At 41.9% G+C, this 22,181-nt stretch carries 18 protein-coding genes and 1 pseudogene; 8 read left to right on the top strand and 11 right to left on the bottom strand.

Annotated features, from left to right (window positions below):
- Positions 1-14 precede the first annotated feature (14 nt).
- The 9 genes from B7994_RS11235 to B7994_RS11275 form a co-directional block, all read right to left on the bottom strand.
- Complete coding sequence (locus B7994_RS11235; protein WP_088638564.1) at positions 15-1,187, bottom strand: HNH endonuclease; 1,173 nt, start codon at positions 1,185-1,187, stop codon at positions 15-17.
- A gap of 53 nt (positions 1,188-1,240) precedes the next feature.
- A complete protein-coding gene (locus tag B7994_RS11240) occupies positions 1,241-1,546 on the bottom strand; it encodes a hypothetical protein (protein ID WP_088638565.1) in 306 nt (101 codons plus the stop codon).
- A gap of 14 nt (positions 1,547-1,560) precedes the next feature.
- On the bottom strand, positions 1,561-2,769 hold the full coding sequence (locus tag B7994_RS11245) for a YiiX/YebB-like N1pC/P60 family cysteine hydrolase (RefSeq protein ID WP_088638566.1): 1,209 nt from the start codon (positions 2,767-2,769) through the stop codon (positions 1,561-1,563).
- Between the two features lie 120 nt (positions 2,770-2,889).
- On the bottom strand, positions 2,890-3,906 hold the full coding sequence (locus tag B7994_RS11250) for a hypothetical protein (protein ID WP_198957848.1): 1,017 nt from the start codon (positions 3,904-3,906) through the stop codon (positions 2,890-2,892).
- Positions 3,907-3,929: 23 nt separating this feature from the next.
- Positions 3,930-4,877, bottom strand: a complete 948-nt coding sequence (locus B7994_RS11255; protein ID WP_088638568.1) for an AAA family ATPase — start codon at positions 4,875-4,877, stop codon at positions 3,930-3,932.
- A gap of 14 nt (positions 4,878-4,891) precedes the next feature.
- Positions 4,892-6,211 carry a hypothetical protein gene (locus B7994_RS11260; protein WP_088638569.1) on the bottom strand — a complete coding sequence of 440 codons (1,320 nt, stop codon included), beginning with the start codon at positions 6,209-6,211 and terminating at the stop codon, positions 4,892-4,894.
- A gap of 62 nt (positions 6,212-6,273) precedes the next feature.
- Positions 6,274-6,747, bottom strand: a complete 474-nt coding sequence (locus tag B7994_RS11265) for a hypothetical protein (RefSeq protein ID WP_088638570.1) — start codon at positions 6,745-6,747, stop codon at positions 6,274-6,276.
- A gap of 19 nt (positions 6,748-6,766) precedes the next feature.
- Positions 6,767-10,009 carry a DNA methyltransferase gene (locus B7994_RS11270; protein ID WP_088638571.1) on the bottom strand — a complete coding sequence of 1,081 codons (3,243 nt, stop codon included), beginning with the start codon at positions 10,007-10,009 and terminating at the stop codon, positions 6,767-6,769.
- A 4-nt stretch (positions 10,010-10,013) separates the two neighbouring features.
- Positions 10,014-13,409 (bottom strand): helicase-related protein, encoded by a 3,396-nt coding sequence (locus B7994_RS11275; RefSeq protein ID WP_088638572.1) that lies wholly within the window; start codon positions 13,407-13,409, stop codon positions 10,014-10,016.
- Between the two features lie 292 nt (positions 13,410-13,701).
- On the opposite strand from B7994_RS11275, the gene B7994_RS11280 reads away from it, so the two are divergent.
- The 6 genes and pseudogenes from B7994_RS11280 (at position 13,702) to B7994_RS11305 (ending at position 18,642) form a co-directional block, all read left to right on the top strand.
- Positions 13,702-15,075, top strand: coding sequence for an ATP/GTP-binding protein (locus B7994_RS11280; RefSeq protein WP_088638678.1), 1,374 nt, complete (start codon positions 13,702-13,704; stop codon positions 15,073-15,075).
- On the top strand, positions 15,065-15,781 hold the full coding sequence (locus B7994_RS11285) for a hypothetical protein (RefSeq protein ID WP_088638573.1): 717 nt from the start codon (positions 15,065-15,067) through the stop codon (positions 15,779-15,781). Before B7994_RS11280 ends, B7994_RS11285 begins: the two co-directional genes overlap by 11 nt.
- A gap of 11 nt (positions 15,782-15,792) precedes the next feature.
- A complete protein-coding gene (locus tag B7994_RS11290; RefSeq protein ID WP_088638574.1) occupies positions 15,793-16,491 on the top strand; it encodes a hypothetical protein in 699 nt (232 codons plus the stop codon).
- 162 nt (positions 16,492-16,653) lie between these two features.
- Positions 16,654-17,073 carry a type II toxin-antitoxin system HicB family antitoxin gene (locus B7994_RS11295; RefSeq protein WP_158213140.1) on the top strand — a complete coding sequence of 140 codons (420 nt, stop codon included), beginning with the start codon at positions 16,654-16,656 and terminating at the stop codon, positions 17,071-17,073.
- A gap of 99 nt (positions 17,074-17,172) precedes the next feature.
- Positions 17,173-17,647: pseudogene (locus B7994_RS11300) on the top strand (ORF6N domain-containing protein); the annotation flags it as partial.
- Between the two features lie 212 nt (positions 17,648-17,859).
- Positions 17,860-18,642, top strand: coding sequence for a hypothetical protein (locus tag B7994_RS11305; RefSeq protein WP_088638576.1), 783 nt, complete (start codon positions 17,860-17,862; stop codon positions 18,640-18,642).
- 18 nt (positions 18,643-18,660) lie between these two features.
- Here the strand turns inward: B7994_RS11305 and B7994_RS11310 are convergent, their stop codons facing one another.
- Entirely contained in the window at positions 18,661-19,920 is a 1,260-nt protein-coding gene (locus B7994_RS11310; protein WP_088638577.1) for a hypothetical protein, read from the bottom strand.
- 91 nt (positions 19,921-20,011) lie between these two features.
- Positions 20,012-20,278, bottom strand: a complete 267-nt coding sequence (locus B7994_RS11315; RefSeq protein ID WP_088638578.1) for a hypothetical protein — start codon at positions 20,276-20,278, stop codon at positions 20,012-20,014.
- 359 nt (positions 20,279-20,637) lie between these two features.
- On the opposite strand from B7994_RS11315, the gene B7994_RS11320 reads away from it, so the two are divergent.
- Both B7994_RS11320 and B7994_RS11325 read left to right on the top strand, forming a co-directional pair.
- The gene (locus B7994_RS11320) at positions 20,638-21,834 is read left to right on the top strand and encodes a GDSL-type esterase/lipase family protein (protein ID WP_088638579.1); all 1,197 of its coding nucleotides are present in this window, start codon (positions 20,638-20,640) and stop codon (positions 21,832-21,834) included.
- A gap of 18 nt (positions 21,835-21,852) precedes the next feature.
- Positions 21,853-22,176 (top strand): DUF3392 family protein, encoded by a 324-nt coding sequence (locus B7994_RS11325; RefSeq protein WP_088638580.1) that lies wholly within the window; start codon positions 21,853-21,855, stop codon positions 22,174-22,176.
- Positions 22,177-22,181 lie beyond the last annotated feature (5 nt).

Below are 22,181 nucleotides of genomic sequence, written 5' to 3' on the forward strand. Positions count from 1 at the left end.
AGTAAGGTTTTGGGTTATTGGGGGTGGATTGTGACACAGTTTATTTTACAGCCTCGTTTATAATTTTCATCTAACGCAAAATTTGTCGTTTCATCCTTCACATAGGGTATTATAACAACAAAAACAAAAAATAAAAAATGAAATTCTAACACAAATTTTGGCAAAGATTGATTCTCATTTTTTCGAATATAACATATAGCCCAAGGATGATCTTTTGCTAGAGGGTGTTGACACGAAAGTGCAATTTTCGGCAACTCGTTTTCATCGGCCCACCCACCCTTTAGCCAACTTATGGTATCTACCAATTCATCTCTAAAACCATTCCCTATCAACGAAATCGCAAATTTAACCAAGGCTTTGTACAATTTTTGTGGAACAATTTTTTCAGGAACATCACTCACTATTGATAATGTATTATCTGTTTGAGTCCAAATAGAACCGTTAAAGGTAAATTCATTATCAGACACTCCAAAATGACCTTCTTTTTGAGGCACCCCATTTTTTCCTTTTACTTTAAACATGCATCGGAAGAACGCAAGGAATTTTGCAAATTCTGCCTCGATGTCACTGCCAAAGAAATTATTGCACGAATCACATTCTTCATTTTGCACAAGATTCTTGTTTCCCAAACTCTCTGAAATAGCATGAGCCTTCTGCTTATAATTTGCCGGATTATCGCAATCACAAAAGATACATTTTCTTTTACTCTTATCAGATTCTCCTATCGGCAATGTTTTCTCGTCAAACATTCGAATTTCATAATTTTCCTCTATAGCGGACTTCATTATTTTCACATCTTTTTCATTATCTATAAAACCTTTTAAATTTTCACGCAAAAGCTGTTCTTTCAACTTTTCCAATATTTCTGGCTTTTGCAGACGAGGGAGGAAATAAAAGACGTCACCATTTTCAACAAGATGCAACCATCTCCCCAAAGATTGAAGTTGCGGATACGCAAAAATGTTATTTTTTATAAATAACGATATGTTATCTCGCATCTCAGAATTCATTCGAAATTCGCATTTTGTTTTAAACGAAGTCAGCGCATTCTTTTTGTCTATTTCAACCTCACAAAATAGGCAAAAGAAATCATATAACATTTTTGTTTGAGCCATAACGGTAATCGTTATGGCAGAATATGTTCCCATTAGAATATATTGATGACCGGGAAGAACTTTATCAATCATTTCATCCTCACAAAATATGGCTTTTTGCTATTTATATCAAAAAATGTCATCTATCATCCTAATTTAAGGTAGATACCTATTAACTGACAAATGACTCCAACACTAATCATCAAAAATCCCAAAACAAGAAGAATTTGACCGGTCGTCTTATTTATTCGTTCTAAATGTTCCGTCATTCCATTTATGACCGGCGTACTATTGGTACCTCTTTCAATAAGATCCGTTAGTGCAACAATACTCATTTCATGAGCATCGAGAACAAGACCAATCCATTTTAGCAGCATTTTCACTCTTACTGCAAGCAGAACCGATCCAATTACATTAAGCACAGTTCCTATACTCATTATACCTATATCCATAACTTCTTCCTTTTTTACTTTATTTTGATAATTTTGACAAGACCATATCCACATGAAGAGGTTTGCGTCACTTCCGCGCAAACACAAGAACCTTCTCTTATACCATCATTTACCAGGTCCTGATATTGTTGACGATCAATGTCCACAGTAACAACAACTCCATTAAAACAATCTGATAAAGAGATTTCATTTTCATCTTCATCAACATCTTCAACATCAAATAATTTAAAATTACTAGATGTCAGAGTATTTAACACCGTGAGCGCGCACAGTTTCCTTCTTTGAGCATGATCAACTAATTTTTCATATAATTTTCTTAAAGCTTCAAAAGTTTTCAACCCATATTGTTTTACATATTCAATATAACCTCCCAAACACACATCAAAACGCGATGTATCTTCAACGAGAGAAACCGTCAAACAGTGATGTTTTGAATTTCCTTGAAAATAAGCCATATATAGAGTTGGGTCATAAAGATATTGTGTCGCCTCAAAGATCTCATCTTCATGCGTTAAATAACCTGATTCCTCAAAAGCTGTCAAAATCGCATTATCCTGTTCAGGATTATTGATTAAAAACCAATCAATGTCATTTAATGTTTCAATTTTGGGGTCAATTTTTCGAACGCTTTCTAATAATTTATTGGTTTTATCTCGCATTTCTTGGTCAAAATCACGGCCATGTTTTTTTACAGATATAAATCCTTCATTAGGAACAATACGCGAAATATCGTGAATTTCTTCCAGCATTGGAGAATGCAAAAGATCTGCCGGCGTACAATATTGAGAATCCTTTACAAGTTTTATCCCGACAGATTCAAAAGCTTCAGCAACAAGACGAGAGCAAAACATCCCTTTTTCCTCAGGCCCGTTTTTTATAATTCCTCGTTGTCTCAATCCCGCCATAAAAGCCTGTGAAGTATTGTATCGTTGGCCAATTCGTTCACGTGCAAAATTTTCTATTTGCATTTTTTCATCATCTGTAATAGTTTCTTTTAATCGCATTAGATGAATTGAGCATTCATCTTCATATTCAAGCCGTTCAATATTCCTTGATTGAATTCCTTCTCCTGTAGAGTCAATTAACACATGAGGATCAACAAGTAATGAAGCATGCGATATATCGCTCCCCGTACCCAATCGAATGACTTTACTGGGGAAATGAGTTGTTGTCGTCAAAAGAATGTCGCATTTCTGAGTTTTTGAAGTATCCAGGTAATACATATTTTTCGCTCTGTAAAAAAAATACAATCAAAAGAACCATTTCTTTTGACTACATTTCATTTTAATTTATAAAAAAATTATTTTATCTCAAACTTATTAATTTGTTACATTACAAACATATCAATTTTGTATAATTTTTTTTGCAATTTCGTCCAACGGCTTGCGGAGTTCTTCAAAAGGGACATTGAGATCTAGATTCTTAACACTTATCTGGTTCCCGCTCATGCTATAATTCTTGTCAAGAGTGATCTCCGAATCAGTTTTTGCATATAGAAGCATGCCGGAAACAACCGTGTCCGAATCTCGCATTTCCCACGCCTTGTTCTTTACATAGGCGAAAATTTGATAAAGATTGCCAGACTTGAGCTTATCTTTGCCGTATCGGTTATAAGTTTCTTTGCTATAATATTTCGCATCTATAATTAGAACTTTAGAATCTTTTTCAAGGGTTACATCTGTAATCATTTTGGGCAATAGACCAGTATCTTCTCCTGAATCTAGTTGCCATTCAATATGAGATGCACTAACGGAAAATGCTGCTGGATATTCCTGTTTAAAGAACTCGTAGATAAACTTTTCATATAGTTTAGGCAGCTCTTTCTCGTCACTATAATCCTTTGCATATTTATTCCCAACTTCTTGCGTCTGCAATTTTCTCAAATACAACCAATGACAAACATATATAAGCATTCGATAAATTTGAGTGTTTCTATTAAAACGTTTATTCCAATCAACTAAATGCAAATCAATTAAAGAGGCATTAGAAAAATAGACCATTAACTTATGAATTTTTTTCTTCCTGTCCGAATTCACCTCTTTATTGTGCAATAGTAAAGAGCATGTTGTTTTGATTATACGGTTGAATTCAGAATTTTCAGTATACTCATCATAGCTACAATCAAGTTTCTTATTGAGCCAGCAAGAGGATTTTATTGTTGCAGTTATATTTATTTTACCACGCGGAGAGGACAGTTGTTCCGTCAAAGTTTCATAATCCCTAAGCAGGCCTCTTTTGACAAGGGATGCCGTGCCGATAATAATTATTTCCGCCAACAGATTGTCTATGTTTGAGAAATCCTCACATGCCAAGCGACGAAAAGCCCCCTCTCTCAACGAGTGGAAGGCATAAGCTAGCATGTAATAGATATTCTTTATAGGAATCATTTAATAGCAGCTCTTAACTCTTCACTCCATCTTTTCACTTCATCCTTATTATCAAACCAGTATTCCTTAAGCAAAGGAATCAAATCAAACTCAACAATCGATTTCAAGCTTTGCGAAACCTGATTCTCGGGAATGTTGCAAAAATAGCTATGACCAATCCGATATCCTTCCCCAAGGGAATCATCATTAGCAATGGCTTCATTCAGCTCCATAACTTTACGTACAAGATTATTCAGTTTTTCGCTATGAACCTTCTCAATTTCGTTCCCGAATTTAGCGGAACCAAAAGCGGGCTGAACATCATAAAAAGAGAACCTTCTGCGCAAAGCGTAATCAATCATAGCCAAACTTCTGTCGGCCGTATTCATCATCCCAATAATATGCACATTAGACGGAATGAAAAATTCGTCATTTTCATAAGTAAGTGTAACAGTATTCTTGGGGCCACGCTTGTCATTCTCAACAAGCATGAACATTTCACCAAAAATCTTACTGATATTTCCTCTATTTATTTCATCAATAATAAAGAAATATGGCCGGTCGGCATCGTCATCTATAGCTTCTTTGCAGAACCTGTAAAAAGGTCCATAATGCGGTTCAAACCCAGTTTTTGTAGGTTTATAACCCATCACAAAATCTTCATAGCTATAACTCTGATGGAATTGAATTAATTTAACACGTTCCTCATCCACCTCACCCATAATTGAATAGGCCAGGCGCTTTGCCATATATGTTTTTCCAACTCCAGGAGCTCCCTGCAATATGATATTCTTTTTTTGAAGGAGGAGATCCTTCAGCATATCATAATCTTCTTCTGATATGAAAACCTCATTCAAAAAGGAAGTCTTGTCATAAGTCACCTTGGCGATTTCCTTTGTTTCGTCCTTTGAAGAGTCTTCCGTAGAATCGGAATCCTTAAAACTCTTTACCAAAAGATTAACCAAATCCCGATATTCAGTTATATCAACGCCTTTTCCAATTCAACAACTATATCGGTATCAAGCCACTTTACCTTACAACAATGCCTATAAGCGTCTTTTATTTCTGGTGATATTGATTCATCATAAAAATATCCCCCTTCAACAATTCCGCAACCAATAACTTTGTACATGCCTTTCTTCGCAAAAACGACATCCCCTGGTTTTATTTCGTTCCCCATTTGCCATAGGCATAAAGTGTCATTTTTGTAGCTTTTTGTTTGGTTACCCCAAAAATTTCGCACCGCAGCGCGGATTTCTTCTCTATTATGGAAACGCCTCAAATCTCCAACATCACCCCAACCAACAGACATCACACCTTTTTTCTTGTCATTCTCAAAATTTGAGGCCTTTCGTCCAGGTGAAAAAATCCAATATTGAGCGTCCTTATTTGTGAGGAGATTTTCAATAGATTCATCATCTTCTAAATCATTTTTAGAATCTTCGTCTTCTATTTTCTGAATCTCTTTCTTTGCACTATCATCCGCTTCTTGCGCTTTTTTCCAGGCAATTGCAGACAGTTCTACAAAAGATTTTGCAATGCTATCATCAATTTTTAGATACTCCCGCACGATATCAATTATGTCAAAGTACTGGTTGGCGGATATTTTTCCTTTTAATTTAGGGAGACGACTAACATAGTCCTGGGGCATTATTTTTGACTTATATAAAAACCATCGAAGATTTGCATCAAGATTCAGAAATAAAGCAGGCGCAATCCAAAAAAGGGCCATTGTAATTTTTGACGTACCATTCCCTTTTTTCTTGATTGCAAGATCAAAGTATTTCTTTACACCATTTTTTTCCGGCTCACCCTGTTTTTCAATGTAACCAAGAGCATTCTCAAATAATCTCCACAACTGGTTAATATCATCCGCTCCACGTTCATCAATGAACTTATAGAACGCTGCTCCAAAATTATTTACAGTGGGAATTCCATCAAAGTTCGTGGGAATGGTTCCTTCTACCTCCAATTGAGCAGCTAAACTAGATATAATTTTACGCTTATTATCAGGAGTCATAGAGTTCTTATTAAAAAGCCCCATAACAGTAAACGGGTCTATGTCAAAAAGCTGCGAACCGCTAGTGGGCGGAGTAACCAAAGCTCCGGGGTAAAGCGCATTTATACGTTCTACAACAACATTATGGTCTGGGTTTTCTAATGTGGGCAAATCAATACCCGCATCGTTAAATGCAGATTTAACCTTTCGGACTAATTCATTATGATTCTCTTTGTAAGGAAGGAGCTTTTTAGCAAACGCTCCATAAAATGGGATCCAATCAAATTGATTTTCTGCCATAAATTATTCCTCATCGGTGTTAGGTTCATTGCCCATTGGATTTTTAAAATTGCAATTAAAGACTATTTTTGCGCTGTTAATTCTTCCAGCAAGTAGAACGAGAGCTCGTTGTCTCTCATTGCAGCATCAAAATCATTATCGGAAGATTTTTCAATAAGTATCTTTTCAAGATCAATCGCGCATGGTTCGGTGATTTTGACCAAATCTACCACATGGTCATCTTCCTTTTTTACTTTGTATAATTCAAAACCATCGGCACAAGGAACAGTATGACCATTATATATGCATATTATTAGGTATTTTATCCGGCTCCATTTCTTTTTTAATTCGCTATATACTCTGGGCCCACCCGATTTTGTAGTGTAAACATGCCCAAACTCATCTTCATGATGTTCTTCAATAAAGACTTTAGGATTGTTGATTTGATTTTCAAGGGCAATTCGAACATCATGATATTCGCCGTCTGCTACATTAGAATGTATTCCTACTGCAATTCTTGAGTAATCAATAGAAAGGGTTAGTTGATTTTCAGGCATGATTTTGCTCCTTTGTTGATTATTCCTCGTCTTGGGAGAGTTCGTCGCCCATGCGGTATTTAATGTCGTAATTAATGATGAAGTCGAGTTCTTCTTCGGTAAATCCGTAATGTTTGGCAAGCACCTTGTCTATTTCGTCTATAATGGGTTTTGATTTTGAAGGGTAGTATTCCTCATAAAAAACCTGCGATTGACCATAAAAGCGATTTTTTATCAATTTGTTCTTCTGATAAGAATCTGTTAATTTTTTATTTAAATCTATCAATTCTTTTATTTTTAGTGGACAAGGAAATTCCTTCCATTCTCTCTCAGAAAAATCACGACAGTTACTATACATTTTATAATACCAATAGTATAGCGAACTATTTAGTACATTTGCCACACATTCTGAAATTTCTTTTGAGCCACATGCAATTGTTTTGTAATGACTAGACTCTTTCATTCCTTTGTTTGGTTGAAAAGACATTGCTCGGATAAAATATGTAGGGGCATTGTGAAAGTAAACATAATGCTTGTTAGTCTTCAAATTAAGGAAACCGATTTTATCATCCTTTCTTTTTGACAATTTCAACTTTATGTCTTCTTCACATTTTGACCCTATTTTAGACAAGCCTATATCAAATGCATCTAATGTATTTTCAGCAAAATACAGCGTCGTAAACAAATTCACTCGCTCTTCGGTATACCAATGCTTGTAAGAAGAAGAGAAATACGATGTAAAACAATTATTGTTTTTATATCCTGTAAAAATTGTAAGCCTTTGTTCAACGTCAAATAGTTTTCCAGGTCGATTCGAATAAGACGACACCCAAAATTTCATATTTTTTTTCAGAGTATCAACTAGTGGATTAAATTGGGGACTAGATACTGATGATATGGGAATAATCATTCCCATAAAACCATTATCACGAACCATTTTATTTGATCTCTCTAAAACAAACGCATAAAGATTATTACAACTAATCGTTTCATATTCTTTTAAAGAATAAATATCGGATACAGCCACTTTTGAAATAGAGTTCTTCTTTGTATAAACAACATACGGCGGGTTTCCGATAATCACATCAAATCCACCATTGCCATGAATTATCTGGTAAAATTCCGAAAGCCAGTGGAAAGGTTGGGCATCGTGTTTCCATTCGTCAAAAGGTTTACCCATACCATTGGTGGCGTACAGTTTTTTATCAAGCGTCTTGTTAAGTTTCTTGAGAGATGTCTGCAGCGTCTTCTTGGATTCCTTGAATGTCGCAAGGTCGCCACCATCCAATTGGATTTGCCTGAATTCATCATATATCTTGGCAACATCGGCCATCTCTGCATCAATTTCAGGCTTCTTTCCCGCTTCTATCCAATCGCCCTCAAAACTACGTTCCAGTTCCCTTTCATTCGCAAAACCAACAAGAGTGTTTCCACAACGCACATTAAAGTCAATATCGGGCAACGGGTCAAGTCCTAGATTATCGGCACGCTTATCAACTTCTACTACGGCAACCATCTTCAAGAACAACCGCAATTTTGCGATTTCCGTGGCTTCGTGCATTATATCCACGCCATAGAGGTTTCGCAGTATTATGCTCTTGTATATAAAGTACTGGATATTGCTACGATACTTGTCCTTGATTTCGTCCAATTCTTTTTTGAAGGATCCGTCCTTCTCGTTGAATTCCTCCATGCGGTCGATGCAGCGTTCATACAGCGGCTCCATTATGTTCATGGCTGCAAACAGGAATGCACCCGAACCGCATGTGGGGTCAAGGACTGTCACGTTTTGTAATGTATCAAAGGTCTGCGCTATAAAATTTTCGCTGGGCGTCTTTTCAATCAAATCTTCGGCAAACTTGCGAATATCCAGATTGTAAGTAACAAAATCGTTTATGTCGTTTATCTCGTGAGACGATATCTTTTTCCGCAACGACATACAGCGTTCACGACGCTCAACGGTTTCGCGCCAAATTTCGGTAGGCAGGGCAAGTTCGTCATCGGCCTTTTCGTTCCAGCGGGCACGACGTTCCAACAAGTTCGGCTTCGTGGTATCTATGCCCTTTTCTATGTAATCGGGCAAGGGCAAATCAACGCCCTTCTTGACGGCATCATAAATGTAGGTGTCGCCACTTTGGGCAAGGGAGTCCCAAATAAAAGCCTTTTCCTTTTCATCCAGGGATTCCTGCACCTTGTTCATCACATAGGGCACAATGCAGTTCTTGCCTATGTACTCGGTAATGTCTTCCTTGGTGTAGTAGGCGCCCATTTGGGCACGGTCATTGATATACTGTTCAAAAATGTAACCCAGCACATCGGGGTTGATGTCCTTGCCACTGGCAGAAATTCGCGTATCCAAGTGCCAGTTCCACTTGTCAAAGAAGTCGAACAAGGCTTCGAATGCTTCGTCCTTGATGTCAATATCCTTGTAGTCGCGCTCTATCTGGTGTTCGTCGAACATACCTCCGTTCAGGTAAGGAATCTTGCCGTATGTCTTTTCAAATTCGGCCAAACGCTTTTTACTCGGAGCGTTAAGTCCACCATGGAACAAAGCCTTCAGGAATCCCTTGTAGAAAGTGAAATACTTGTCTTCGCCCTTATGTTCCTTGCACCATTCCAATTTATGCCGCAGATAGTGCGGGTCAAAATCCAGAAAGCCCTTCTTCTGGATGAAATAGCAGAACATGAGGCGATTCAGCATCACCGACACATACCACTGGCGGTCCCCTTCAACATCTATTCCGCTTATAAATTTTGCGAAGGAGTCATGCTGCTTGCGGAACCCCGTGTAGAAATCCTTGGTAATCTTTTCGGAGTTTACCGCAAATTCCTTCTGCACACGGCTTGTCACATCGGTAATGGTAACCTCTTCGTCAACGCCGAAGGAGAGATTATCCATTTTCTGGGCCAGGAATTCAGCCTTGCCAGCATCCTCGTACTCAATGCTTACCAATGTCCGCTTTTCGACAGTCTTTACGGGGATAATCCACAGGTGGTGTGAACCCATGGTAAATATGGCGATATAGTTTTCGCCATACTTGCGGAGCCTGTGGTCAATCTTTTTGCAAAGGGAATTCGTCGGAATCTGCTCGACATCGGCACGGTAAATCTTGAAACTGCTCTTTTGGGCGATTTCTTCGAAATCAAAGGAAAGCTCATCTTCGCCTTCCACAATATTCAGGGGAAGCGGCATGCGATTAGACGGATTGTCATAACCCATTTCCGAAAACAGGGCGGCAAAATCGTTGTCCTTGAGATAAGCAATAAATTCTTTCTTGTTCATGGTGTTACCGTGACTTGTTCTTTAGTCCCATAGAGCAAATAATTTGCGGTTCCTTGATGGCTGCATTTTCTTCGCCCCTGATAACGAGCCTGTCCTCATTCCGGAAATCAACGACCGTCGCGATGATTTCTTCGGGGCTAGCATTCCTGCGCAGCATCTGGCCAAGAATGTACTTGGCTTCTTCGTACATGGGATAGTTGTAGATATCGTCAACGGAGAGCTTCAAATCATCCGTGACAAAGAACGTTCCTTCATGATCCTTGCAGTAAGTATCGAGTAAGGTAAACAGGCGATTCTTGGTGCTGAATCGCGGTCCAAGAATACCTCCCTGCGGAATCTTGACCGATTGCATTTCCTTGATGGAACGCTTGACGAGTTCATGATGGTTGTCAAGCGCGGGATTCACTGCAGGAGTGTCGTAATCACAGGCCAACGCATCCAAAATGGTCTTTTGCGACTGCGTAACGATATTCTTCTTTATGTCCATCCACATGAGCATATCGCTTCCGCTCGGAGTCTTTGCGTAAGTGATAACACCCTGCTTCGATTCGTCTTCGGAGTTTTCCTTGGTCGAATAGATGACATTGCTCAAATTCGGGATAATGTTTTTCAATCCCGGATATTCTTCCGTTGCAGATTTCCAAATCTGGTAAGCATAACTTGCCAAATCGACTTCGCCATCTTCCTCTTCGTCAAGGACACCCTTCTTTTCGGTATAAAGGTCCTTGATGTTTGTCTCGTCGCCCTCGAAGAAAACTTCATCGGAACCAACCACATCGGCGTTTTCCTTGATTCGATTAGAAAGGCGCTCCTTAAGCCTGATGAGCTTTTCCACACCTTCCGACGGGAAGAAACTGCAACAGTAAATCACTTCGGATTTCTGACCGATACGGTCCACTCGACCCGCACGCTGAATCAAGCGGATAATTGCCCACGGCAAATCAAAGTTAATAATGATATGGGCATCTTGAAGGTTCTGGCCTTCACTCAGCACATCCGTTGCAACAAGGACTCGATATTGCTGATCTATAGGCAATGGGTTTTCAACCTTGTTACTGATTGGCGAGAACTTGCCCACTTCTGCTGTGGGGTCTTCGGAATCACCTGTAACGCAACCAACGTTCTCTATACCACGATTTTGCAGTTGCTTTGCGATGTATGCAGCCGTGTCACTGAACTGGGTGAATATAATTGCTTTTTCGCCCTTGAATTCGCCTGTCAGCAGCTTATGCAATTCGTTGAGTTTTTCATCTAATTCCGGTTCCCAACCACCGCAGTATTCCAGCATGTTCATCAATGTTGTACAGTCGGCCTTTAAATCCCTCTTCAAGGTTGGCGTAAAGTAGCCGGAATCAATCCAGGAAACACTACTGGACTTGTCGGCAACAATGCGTTCGTAAATCTGCTGAGCAGCCTTCTTGTATTTTTCTTCAGTTACAGTTCCCGCAAAATTTAGACTATCTCCAAAAATGGAACCCGATTCATCAAACAAATCGTTGGTATGGTTTTCCACATCCTCGTCATCAAGGAAATTATCCGCCAAGGCATTCTCTGCTCCAATAGGGAACGGGAGCTTTTTCTCAATAGCATAGAGATAAACTGCATTTCGGAGAATGTGCCTATGGATAGAAATCAGGAACACAAGGCCGGAACTGTCCATTCTCTTGAAGAAGTTAGTCCGACAGAAGCCCATCATTCTGACGCCAGCCTTGCTCAAGTTGGCAAGAATTTGCTGCTCAGTTCCGTTCGCATTCTTTTGTTTCGTCGGCGAGATATATTTGCTTAGGCCATAACGAGGGAGTTTCAGTTGCCCCATCATATCCATCATCTCGTCAGAATAAAGACGACTGAACTGGTCGTTATCTACTGTCTTGAACTTGATTGCTCTCGGAATGCGTTCCGGGAAATAGGACTTCGTTCCATCCGGAAATTCCAGATACTTGCGGCCGTAATCATCAGTCTTTGCGTAATTATCCTTGATGAACGTGCGGGTGCGACGCACAAGGAACAAACGCATGAGTTCTTGCCAGTCTTCAGGTTCGTAACTCTTTTCAAAGGCGCCAACACCGCGAATGAATGTTTCTGGATGCTTGACAGAAAATTCCCTATCGCCCTGCAATGTGCGGATATAAGCCTCGGGCTTAATGCCCAAATCATATTCTTCCGGCAAGAACAACCTTAACTGGTTACTTAAATCCTTATATTCTTTGTTGTACGGCGTTGCAGTAAGAAGCAAGACTTTGCTGTTCTGGTACTGAATAAAGTCCTTTAGATTCTTGTAGCGCGCACCATCGCTATTACGCAAGTTATGGCTTTCATCTACAATGATTAAGCGATAATACTTCAGGTTTTTGTAATCAAGATGTTTGGCATTAGAATATACATCGGCCTTTAAATCGTAATCCTTGATGTACCCCTTCCACATCGGGATAAGGTTTGCTGGGCAAATGATAGCGGTGCTGCAGGAATTACGCATCTCATAGACTTTGGCGATGGCACATGCAGTAATCGTCTTTCCAAGACCCACGACGTCGCCAATCATGGCTCCGCCATATTTGTCCAAATGCTTTGCTGCAAGTTTGACCGCCGTTGCCTGGAAATCGAACAAGGTATGCTTGAACTCCGGCGGAATCACATATTCCTTGATGCCGTCACGAGCTTCCTGGCTAAGGTGGTAAGCTGTTTTCAAATAGATATAGTAAGGCGGAATATCTTCTTCACTAGCCCAGCTTTCATCGATAATCTTTATAAGCTCTTCGGTGATATCTACACAGAAGTTGTCTTCCCAGCGTTTATCAAACCAATCAGCAAATTTCTTTGCATCGTCGCGATCTGCAAATTCGGCATCTAGTTCACCATTTGCATTCAAGCCGGCATAGGTCAAGTTACTAGAACCCATCATCGCCATAATGGGATTGAACGAATCGTCAGGACGGTGAGCCAGATACAATTTCGCATGCAGGGGATACCTTGCAAACAGCTTTACGCAGACCTTGCCCTCTTTCATCTGCTTGGACAATTTCTGCAGGGCGGCCTCGTCTGCACTTGTCGGCACGCCCATTACAAGTTGCTTTTTAAACTCAGCAGCCATCTGACGCTTACACTTGCGGACCAATTCAGTATCAGCAGGAATTTGGCCCGATGCAGAATACATGCCCTGAACAAGTTCCTCGGGAGTCCGTTGCATCCCGATAAGCAAACGACAAATTCTATTTACAGGTTCATCTTTTTCGTAAACTTCGCACCCCGGAAGTTTGTCTATCAAATCGGCGATAGAACCCCAACCCCTTAGATTGAAATAGCCCACGCAAAAATCAACTCGCTTGACTCCTGAATTAGAAACAAGCTGTTTTAAGCCTTCAGCGAACTTCAGGTCGATGTTATCATAAATACGCGACATGTCTTTCCTTGATAACTGAAATATACCCTATTTTATTGACATCAAATTGCCAACGGATAGCCTTTTTTTTGCTTTTTGGGGGAAGTATTGACAAACAAGATTTTTGAATTTATATTTAGTGCACAAGTGTGTAGTCTTTGGCATTTTTGACGCTTGTATGCCAGAGGAGTTGACGATGCCTTTAGGAACTTACTCGCCCAATTTTAGCACAACCAAACCAATTTTCGATATTTTTTATATCGTTTTTATGTTTGATATTGACTTTTTCAGCTAATTAAACTATTTTATGGATATGATGAACGCTACTGTCATATTGAAAAGAATTCTCCTCGAGAACTTCAAAAACGTCAAAAGGGGAGAAATTTCCCTGGTTCGCAAGGACGAAACCGGGGCCTGCATTGCCGGTATTTACGGCCAAAACGGTTCCGGCAAAACGGCGATTATCGAAGCCCTGGTTATGTTGAAACACTGCCTTATGGGATACCCGTTAGAGCCAGGTGACGGAAACTATATCGCATCCTGCATCAATGTCGATAGCGAGTCCGCCCGACTTGAATTCGAATTCGCCATCGAAGACAACGATAACGAAACTAGCTATAAAGTTGTCTATGGTTTTTCAATAAAAAAAGGCAATAGCGAAAATTACGCCAAGTTAGTCATTTACAATGAAAAAATTTCTTATTCGAGCAAGAGCAAAGATACCGCAACAAAGTTTGTCGACTACATAGATACCAACAGCGAATCCCCCTTTGTCCCCAAGGCAAAATACGACATGCTCATGGGCAAAGACAAAAACAAAAAAAACGCCCTGCTTGTTGCAAAAAAAATGGCCGAAGCAAATACCGCCTCCTTTATTTTCTCAAAAGAAATGAACGATGCCATTATGCCTGGAGAAACTAATTCTATTCTGGCACGTTTGGCATGGTATGGCGCACGTGAACTTTTTGCAATTAGAACGGCAGTCACAGGACGTATCAGTTTAAACGATATGCCTCTCCACATCTCTCTGGACCATGCCACTAATCACAAATCTGCAAGTTTGCTGATTCCATTAAACCGGCCTACCACAATTGCGATAGATATTTTGCAAGTTCTGGAAAGAACCATCAAAAGTATGAACATCGTCCTACCGCAGATTGTCCCCAATCTCAAGGTTGGTTTAAAGATTCTCGGCAGAGAACTGATGCGCGATGGTTTACCGGGCCATATCGTGCAATTGACATCTTGCAAGGAAGGCCATGAATTCCCGCTCGTGATGGAATCCGATGGCATCAAAAAAATCATATCCATACTCTCCCTGCTTATCGACGTCTATAACAACCGCTCCATCACGGTCGCCATAGACGAGCTCGATTCCGGCATCTTTGAATACCTGCTGGGCGAAATTCTCCGAGTTATTTCCGAAAAGGGCAAGGGGCAGCTGCTGTTCACGTCGCACAATCTGCGCCCCCTTGAAACGCTGGACAAAAACTTCATCGTATTCACTACAACAAATCCGATGAACAGGTATATTCGTTTCAGCGGTGTGAAAACAACCAACAACCTGCGCGACTTCTATTATCGCGACATTATCCTGGGCGAACAGAGCGAACCCGTTTACGAATCAACCAACAATTCCGAAATTGCACTAGCCTTCAAACTTGCCGGAGGTTCCAATGCCTCGTAAAAAAGTCGTATTCGTCATTGTAGAAGGTCCCTCCGACGAAACCGCCCTCGGCGTGCTCCTTTCCCGCCATTTTGACAAGGATACCGTCTATACCCACGTGATGCACTGCGATATCACAACGGAGTTTGACAAGGACACTCACCAGAAAATCGGCGCAGCAGATATCACGAAGAAGATTGCCGAGGTCGTCAAGAAGTGGGCAGATTCCTATCGCTTGAGACCGGAGCACTTTGAACGCATCATCCACATCGTAGATACCGATGGAGCATTCGTTGCAGAAGACTATGTTGTGCAAGGCGATGTAGATGCCCCCTTCTACACCCTGGATAAAATCCTGTGCCCTGTTCGGGAAAATATCATCGAGCGCAATTCAAGAAAGGCAAAGAACCTTTTGCGTTTGGCAACTACACCGACGATTTGGAAAGTTCCATACAATGCCTACTATATGTCCTGCAACTTGGACCACGTACTTTACAACAAGCAGAATTCTAACGACAAGGACAAAGAGAACGACGCCATAAAATTCGCCTTGCACTACAGGGAAAGCATTCCCGATTTTATCGACTTCATTTCGAAGTCTGATTTCTCGTACAAGATAAAGCCAGAATTATCTCTTGTAGAAAATCACAAGGAATCATGGAAAGAAATTCAGATAGGCAGCAACTCTCTAGAAAGACGCACAAACTTCGGATTAGCGTTTATGTAGTGGATAGAAACATGGATAAAAACGAACTAATAAAACTAATCAATAAGAAAGGTCTTCATAATAGCCTTATTACCATTTATTATGACATAGGCAGAGTTTTGCCGTTTCGCGCACAACGATATCCTGATGGAAGAATATCCGATTGGTACAAATCACAATATGTAGAGGTGCATGAAGTAAAGCCCGGCGGTAAAGGTGGAAAATACGGCCACGCCTATGGTTTCTATTATCGGAATGGAGAAAGAGCCGATGAGATGGAAAATAACCCAGAACAAAGTTGGTGTAGAAAGAATGACACGACTCCCCAATGCATTCCTTGTGCAGCATGTGGTTCATGGGTATTGTTAGATATTTTAAACGACCCAGCAGCTGAACCCGCAAAATTAATTGGCATCAATGATGTTATAGAAATGGGAGAATATAAAGGTAGAACCCTAGCAGAAGTAGTTCATACCGATTGGCAATGGATACAATGGGCAATCAAAAACATTGCCTATTATTTTGCATTCTTTGATACGGACGCATTGATAAAGGAAAGATCAAAAAGTCTTGAAAGCCTTCATATTGAAGGCAAACATCCAGATGACATACTAACCTTTGGAAAACATAAAGGAAAAACTATAAGATATGTCGCCGAGAACGATATGGACTATCTTAAGTGGGCAACATTGAATATCCGAGATTTTGTTTTTAATTTTAATGAGTTATAAACAAATACGTCCGCAATGCGGACGTAATCAGAGTTTTAAGGGTAGAATCCCTATAGGGGAAGACATTCCCCTTCATTTTTCAAGGCATCAAAAAACATTAAATTACACTCGTAAGCCAAACTATTGCGCACACGATTTTAATAGTGTATATTAATGGCAACCATGAATTACGCAGCGAAAATCGAGAAAGACAAGGACATGGGTTTCGTAGTTTCGTTCCCTGACCTGCCCAACGTGAACGCGTTCGGCGACACGCAGGAGGAGGCCCTCAGGCAGGCGAAGGATGCGCTCGGCGGTGCGATGGAATGCGACCTGGATCTCGGCAATACGATGATTCTCCCCAAGACAATGCCCGATTCCGACAAGGGGCTCTACCCAGTTGAGCTTTCCCCGCGAATCGAGATTGCATATAAACTATTTGAAGCGCGCAGGGGTCAAAAGAAGAGCGAGGTGGCGCGTCGCGCAAACATCACCCCGCAAGCGTACCAGCGTTTCGAGACTCCGAAGGGCTCGCCTTCCGTCGAAACACTCTACAAGCTGGCACACGCCCTCGGCAAGCAACTCGTAATCAAGTTCGTGTAATATTTGTATATTGCTCCCAGCACCAGAAAAGGTGGTATTATGGATCGCTCCCGCTTAGAAGGCGGAGCGGTCCTTTTTTTTATGCAAAAGGAGCCAAAAATGAAGAAAAACGTGACCCTCTCGCCGAAAAAGCCCGAATTTAGCCTGATAGACGAGAATCTGCTCAAGTCGCGGATATACACTATCCGCGGGGTAAAGGTCATGCTCGATGCCGACTTGGCGGAGATTTACGGGTATAGTACGAAGAGATTTAATGAACAGGTCAAGAATAATATCGCCAAATTTGATGAGGATTTTCGGTTTCAATTGAATGAAGCCGAGATATCGTTATTATCGAGGTCGAAATTTTCGTCCTTGACCACAAAAAAAACTTCGAAAACAGATGAATTTAGCCAAAATGATAACTTGAGGTCGAAAAAATCGGCCTCAAGTTGGGGCGGTGTTAGGTACGCTCCTTTTGCCTTCACGGAGCAGGGCATCTACATGCTCATGACGGTGCTCAAGGGCGAACAGGCGACTGCACAGAGCAAGGCCCTTATCCGCCTTTTCAAGCAAATGAAGGACTATATCGCGGCAGAGAATGCACCGGATGTTTCTGCGAGGATGGTCGCCTTGGCGACGCAGACGAGTCAAAACACGCGGGATATCGCCCACTATTCGAGATGTTGCTGTAAGATGAGAAATGAGGGCGCAAAAACAACTTACAAATTAGTGTCAATATTATATATAAATTAAATTATTTGTTATAATTAAGTAAAAAAAAGGCCTCATTAAGGATAAAATTTTATGTGCAATAATAAACAAGACGAAGATACACCAGATTACGAAAAAAAAGCAAAAGTATTTGTTGCATCGCTTTTGTCATTGGGTATCCCCGCCTATATCATGATTAAATTATGGAATACTCAAATAAGCATTCCGAATTTTGATTATTTGTACTTTTTAAGTACTGTAATGGCAATTTTCGCAATTGTACTATCAATACTGTTCTATTTCAAATCAACCGAACACTCTAACGAATTCTATAATAATGTTTTTTCGTTCATAAAGGAAACTTCTACCATACTAGCCGAATTGAAAACCAATATAGGACATATTGAACAGGGCGTATACAAAAGTTTATTTCCTGACACTAGCAATGCCAAGGAAGAACTAGAAATAATTAGAAATAAGGAACAAACATTAAAAGATCAATTAAAACAGTCCATAGAAAAGAATGCTAAAGACAGAGCTGCAATGCAACAATTACAAGAGTATGTTGAAAAAACTTCAATGGAATTGGCTAAATTAGAGAAGGAAAAACAATCTTTGAAAGAAGATAACAAAGAAATAATTGAACCAAGATTGTTTGATTATTTATATACTCGTTTTCGTCTTCAAGATGAAGAAAGGCGTCGTATGTATCTTGAACGCCCAAGTCGGCTGAAAATCAGACTAAATCGCTTTTTTGAGGATACTTTCAACACAGAACTCATTCGCGATGCAAAAAAAATAGGATTGATTGATGAAGATAAGAATGTAATGCATGAAAAATTCAATGCTTTTATTCAATACATTCAAGACAGATAGTTTTTAAAATGTTTTATTTCAAAGCAGCATTAATTGCTGCTTTTTCTGCTTTTTCTCCAGATACTCGACAAGCATGTCCCTGAACTTCTCGTCGGCATCCTTGATAAAGGCCTTCTCCACTAGATTAGACGGAATATTTTCTTCGGTGATGGGCATATCCGTCACGGGGATTCTCAGAACGCCATCCTCAAACAAAATGGCTCCCGCTTTTACATACTTTTCTATCGTCTCGTTCAAGATCCAGGGCAGGCCCGTCCTGTCGTTAATGAATGTCGCCGCAATGGCTACGGCCGCATCATAGTCGCCCTGGCCCAGAGCCTTTCTAAATACCCTGTTCACGAGCAAGAGCGGCCCATTGCCTTCCGCAGAGAAGCTTTCGCCTCGCGCAGTCCGGAAACCGAGCCGGTTGAGCTGTTCAGCCAGTTCCCTAAAGGTTGTCGTAGAAAAACTCTTCTGGTTCTTTAGAGCACGGTCGATAATGAAATCGGTCTTCTGGCCTATTCCGGCATCTTCGGCATTTCTATCCGCGTCGTCACTGTTTATGAGCTTGCGGAGCATGTCCACGCTCGACAGAATCGATGTCTCATTAATCCTGGCGGCCCGTTCTTCTATCTGGTCAAGAAGATCGTTCATTTGTTTTTGATTCGGGACCGCCGAGGTCTTCTCCTGGAAGCCGGCCCTTCGAGAAATCGTAGAAAAAAAGATTCCCTTGTCCGTCAGGAACCTCTCAATGGACTTGTTCTCCACCGGCTTGGTAAATGCGCGGCGGGAAACTGTCCTGAGGCAGTCATTCCCAAAGAAGAGTACGTGCGTCGGCTTCAGGATATCGATTACCTTGGGGAATGCCTCGATAGCGTAATCAAGATCCGTAGACGACGGGCTTTCTGATGCCCTGAGCAGGCGCAATATGAAATGGTAATGGGCAATGTCTTCGAGCGTTTTACCGGGAGATATCGACGCAACGGCCTGCTCGATTTTCTTGCGATTCGACTTTACGGGATTATAGTCGGCATGAAGGGTATAGATATCTTCACTGGAATATGCAGGGTAAGATAGCCCTTCGCCCCTAGCGGGCTGCACTTTATAAAAATCACTAATGGACAGATCCCTTGCAGCCGTTTCTGACGGTCCATAGGCGCTACAATGAACGACCAGGATTCTGCAGTTGGCATCTGAACCGTAGCCCTTCCCTATGTAGGGGGCATTCATAGAAGCAAAAAGTAGACACGGAATCTGCCAGAAGATCTTATCGTAAAGTTCTTGCTGATGGATTGCCATGTCTACCTCTTGTTCCGCATTTATTTATCAAATATAATTATTATTGTTTTAATCCTAAAAACGAATGTTTTTAAGATTAATCATTATTTAGCTAGCGTTTCTTCCAGCGGTAATTCCCATTGGAATCCTGGAACTCGAGAATTTTCCAAGCCCCCGGATTTCCGGACCCGTGCATGTACGCATAGGCATCCGAAACAACGCGGTAAAACCCGCGGCCGCCCACGCAGTAAGGCTGTCCTTTTTTTGACCTGAAGCCCGCGGCATTGGCCAGGGCGGTCAAGGCAGGGACCCCCATTGGTTTGCCCGAATCCACCCTTTGGTTGGCGACTGAGGCAATGAACTCAAATATGTTTCTCATATTTGGATCTCCTTGGTTTGTGTGATTAGGTTAGATTCGACCCGGACCTCTCCTCGCCTCGGAAACAAGCCTGAGGGCACCGATGGCCAGAGAGCCGAAGAAGATAACCGTGTTGATGATTTTGTCCATGATTTTACTCCTTTTATTTATTGGTTCCCTCATAATATAGCATCTTTTTTGTGAATGTGGTATATAAAACTTTAGTTTTCTTATCAATACATTAGTTTTTATACAAAATTTCTCGAAAATCGCCGTTCCGTTTCCAAAATTTTACACGCAGAACGCACGCGCTTTCCAGTTCCGGGATAACCTCATTTACATATTATTTTTACGCCGAAGGTTTTATCTATCTTTGGCGCATGCCCGAAAAGTTCACGAAATGGGTTGCCTGCTGGGGCAACGCGACCTCCATTACCGACCGCAAGGAAGCGACCTACGCGAAGGACCTGACGTTGCGCTACCCGATCCGCGCGTGCTTTTCGGGCAGCAAGTTGCGGTTCCATTTTTCGAACCTCACCGGCACGGAGTCCGTTACGATTAGCGAGGCGTATGTCGCTAAAGATTCCGCGGCTAAAGATGCGCCGACTAAAGATGCCGCGCAGGCTGAAAATGCGACGGAAAAAAATGCGCCGACCCCCATTACATTCGGTGGCCGCACTTCCGGAACAATCCCCGCAGGCGAAGAAATCCTGAGCGACGAAATCGCATTTAACGTCACCGCAGGCGAAACATTTGACGTGAGCCTCTACTTTGCAGACTTCACGCAGATGAACGCGGGTACGGCAATCACGGGCCCGCTCTCTGGCGGCAAGTACAGCTACGGCAACTTCGCGAAGGCAGCAAGCCTCCCCGATGACCTCACGCGTAAAACAAACTGGATTTATTTCCTCAATACAGTCGACATCCTCACCGAAGAGAAGAACTTCGCGCTCGTCTGTTTTGGCGATTCCATCACGGCGCAGGACTGGCCCGACTATCTCACGCTCCGCTGTGCCCGAGAAGGCTTCAACAACGTGGCGATTATCCGGCGCGCCGTAAGTGGCACGCGCATCCTGCGGGAATACAGCTGCATCACGTATGCGGCATACGGCCTGAAGGGCGCCACCCGCTTCCCCATCGAAATGAACGTCGCCGGAGCACGCGCCGTCATTGTCCAGCACGGTATAAACGACATTATCCACCCGGTCGGTGTCGAAGTCAACAAGTTCCGCCCCTGGAGCGACATGCCCACGGCCGACGACCTCATCAACGGCGTGCGCACGCTCTATATTATGCACGCGCGCAAGCTCGGACTGAAAGTCTACAGCGGCACGCTCCTGCCCATTTACGGCTGGCGCACCTACAACGAAAACCGCGACATCATCCGCATCGCGTTCAATACATGGTTAAGGACTTCGCCGGAATTCGACGGCTGTGTAGATTTCGATATGGCCGTGCGTGGGCACGATGACCCCAAACGGTTCGCGGGCGGTTTTGATTCGGGCGATCACCTGCACCCAAGCGCAAAGGCCTACGAGGCCATGGCCGAATGCGTCCCCGAAGAACTGCTCAAATAAACTAATTATATTTTGCCTATGATGCAGTACATTCACCAGTTCGCCAATTTCCTGAGGCTCCACATGGATTCCATTTCGGTGGGCCTCGTCGCGACACTGCTCATTATCTACGGCGGCCATATAAACGGCTACTTCAAAAAAATTACGAAGAGCCTCCCCTTCCTCGGGCGTTTCGCATTGTTCGTACTGCTGTGCAGCGCGGGTTACGCGTTCATGTCGTCGCAGTTGGTGAAACTGCTCAAGATGTTCTTGTATGGCCAAGCGGACCTAACGCTTATCGGGATTATCGCTAGCGCGTTTATTCTGCTCGCATTTGCGGCGCGCAGCGGCAAGGACATCTAATTTCC

Origin of the sequence: Fibrobacter sp. UWR2, from assembly GCF_002210285.1 — a bacterium.
Lineage (GTDB): Bacteria > Fibrobacterota > Fibrobacteria > Fibrobacterales > Fibrobacteraceae > Fibrobacter.

Bases quoted from the DNA above. Each gene is read 5' to 3' on its own strand.
- B7994_RS11285 (WP_088638573.1), top strand. From the start codon at position 15,065: ATGCCTCGTAAAAAAGTCGTATTCGTCATTGTAGAAGGTCCCTCCGAC.
- B7994_RS11280 (WP_088638678.1), top strand. From the start codon at position 13,702: ATGATGAACGCTACTGTCATATTGAAAAGAATTCTCCTCGAGAACTTC.
- B7994_RS11235 (WP_088638564.1), bottom strand. From the start codon at position 1,187: ATGATTGATAAAGTTCTTCCCGGTCATCAATATATTCTAATGGGAACA.
- B7994_RS11315 (WP_088638578.1), bottom strand. From the start codon at position 20,278: ATGAGAAACATATTTGAGTTCATTGCCTCAGTCGCCAACCAAAGGGTG.
- B7994_RS11250 (WP_198957848.1), bottom strand. From the start codon at position 3,906: ATGCTAGCTTATGCCTTCCACTCGTTGAGAGAGGGGGCTTTTCGTCGC.
- B7994_RS11240 (WP_088638565.1), bottom strand. From the start codon at position 1,546: ATGGATATAGGTATAATGAGTATAGGAACTGTGCTTAATGTAATTGGA.
- B7994_RS11260 (WP_088638569.1), bottom strand. From the start codon at position 6,211: ATGGCAGAAAATCAATTTGATTGGATCCCATTTTATGGAGCGTTTGCT.
- B7994_RS11270 (WP_088638571.1), bottom strand. From the start codon at position 10,009: ATGAACAAGAAAGAATTTATTGCTTATCTCAAGGACAACGATTTTGCC.
- B7994_RS11245 (WP_088638566.1), bottom strand. From the start codon at position 2,769: ATGTATTACCTGGATACTTCAAAAACTCAGAAATGCGACATTCTTTTG.
- B7994_RS11325 (WP_088638580.1), top strand. From the start codon at position 21,853: ATGATGCAGTACATTCACCAGTTCGCCAATTTCCTGAGGCTCCACATG.
- B7994_RS11275 (WP_088638572.1), bottom strand. From the start codon at position 13,409: ATGTCGCGTATTTATGATAACATCGACCTGAAGTTCGCTGAAGGCTTA.
- B7994_RS11320 (WP_088638579.1), top strand. From the start codon at position 20,638: ATGCCCGAAAAGTTCACGAAATGGGTTGCCTGCTGGGGCAACGCGACC.
- B7994_RS11295 (WP_158213140.1), top strand. From the start codon at position 16,654: ATGAATTACGCAGCGAAAATCGAGAAAGACAAGGACATGGGTTTCGTA.
- B7994_RS11310 (WP_088638577.1), bottom strand. From the start codon at position 19,920: ATGGCAATCCATCAGCAAGAACTTTACGATAAGATCTTCTGGCAGATT.
- B7994_RS11265 (WP_088638570.1), bottom strand. From the start codon at position 6,747: ATGCCTGAAAATCAACTAACCCTTTCTATTGATTACTCAAGAATTGCA.
- B7994_RS11305 (WP_088638576.1), top strand. From the start codon at position 17,860: ATGTGCAATAATAAACAAGACGAAGATACACCAGATTACGAAAAAAAA.
- B7994_RS11290 (WP_088638574.1), top strand. From the start codon at position 15,793: ATGGATAAAAACGAACTAATAAAACTAATCAATAAGAAAGGTCTTCAT.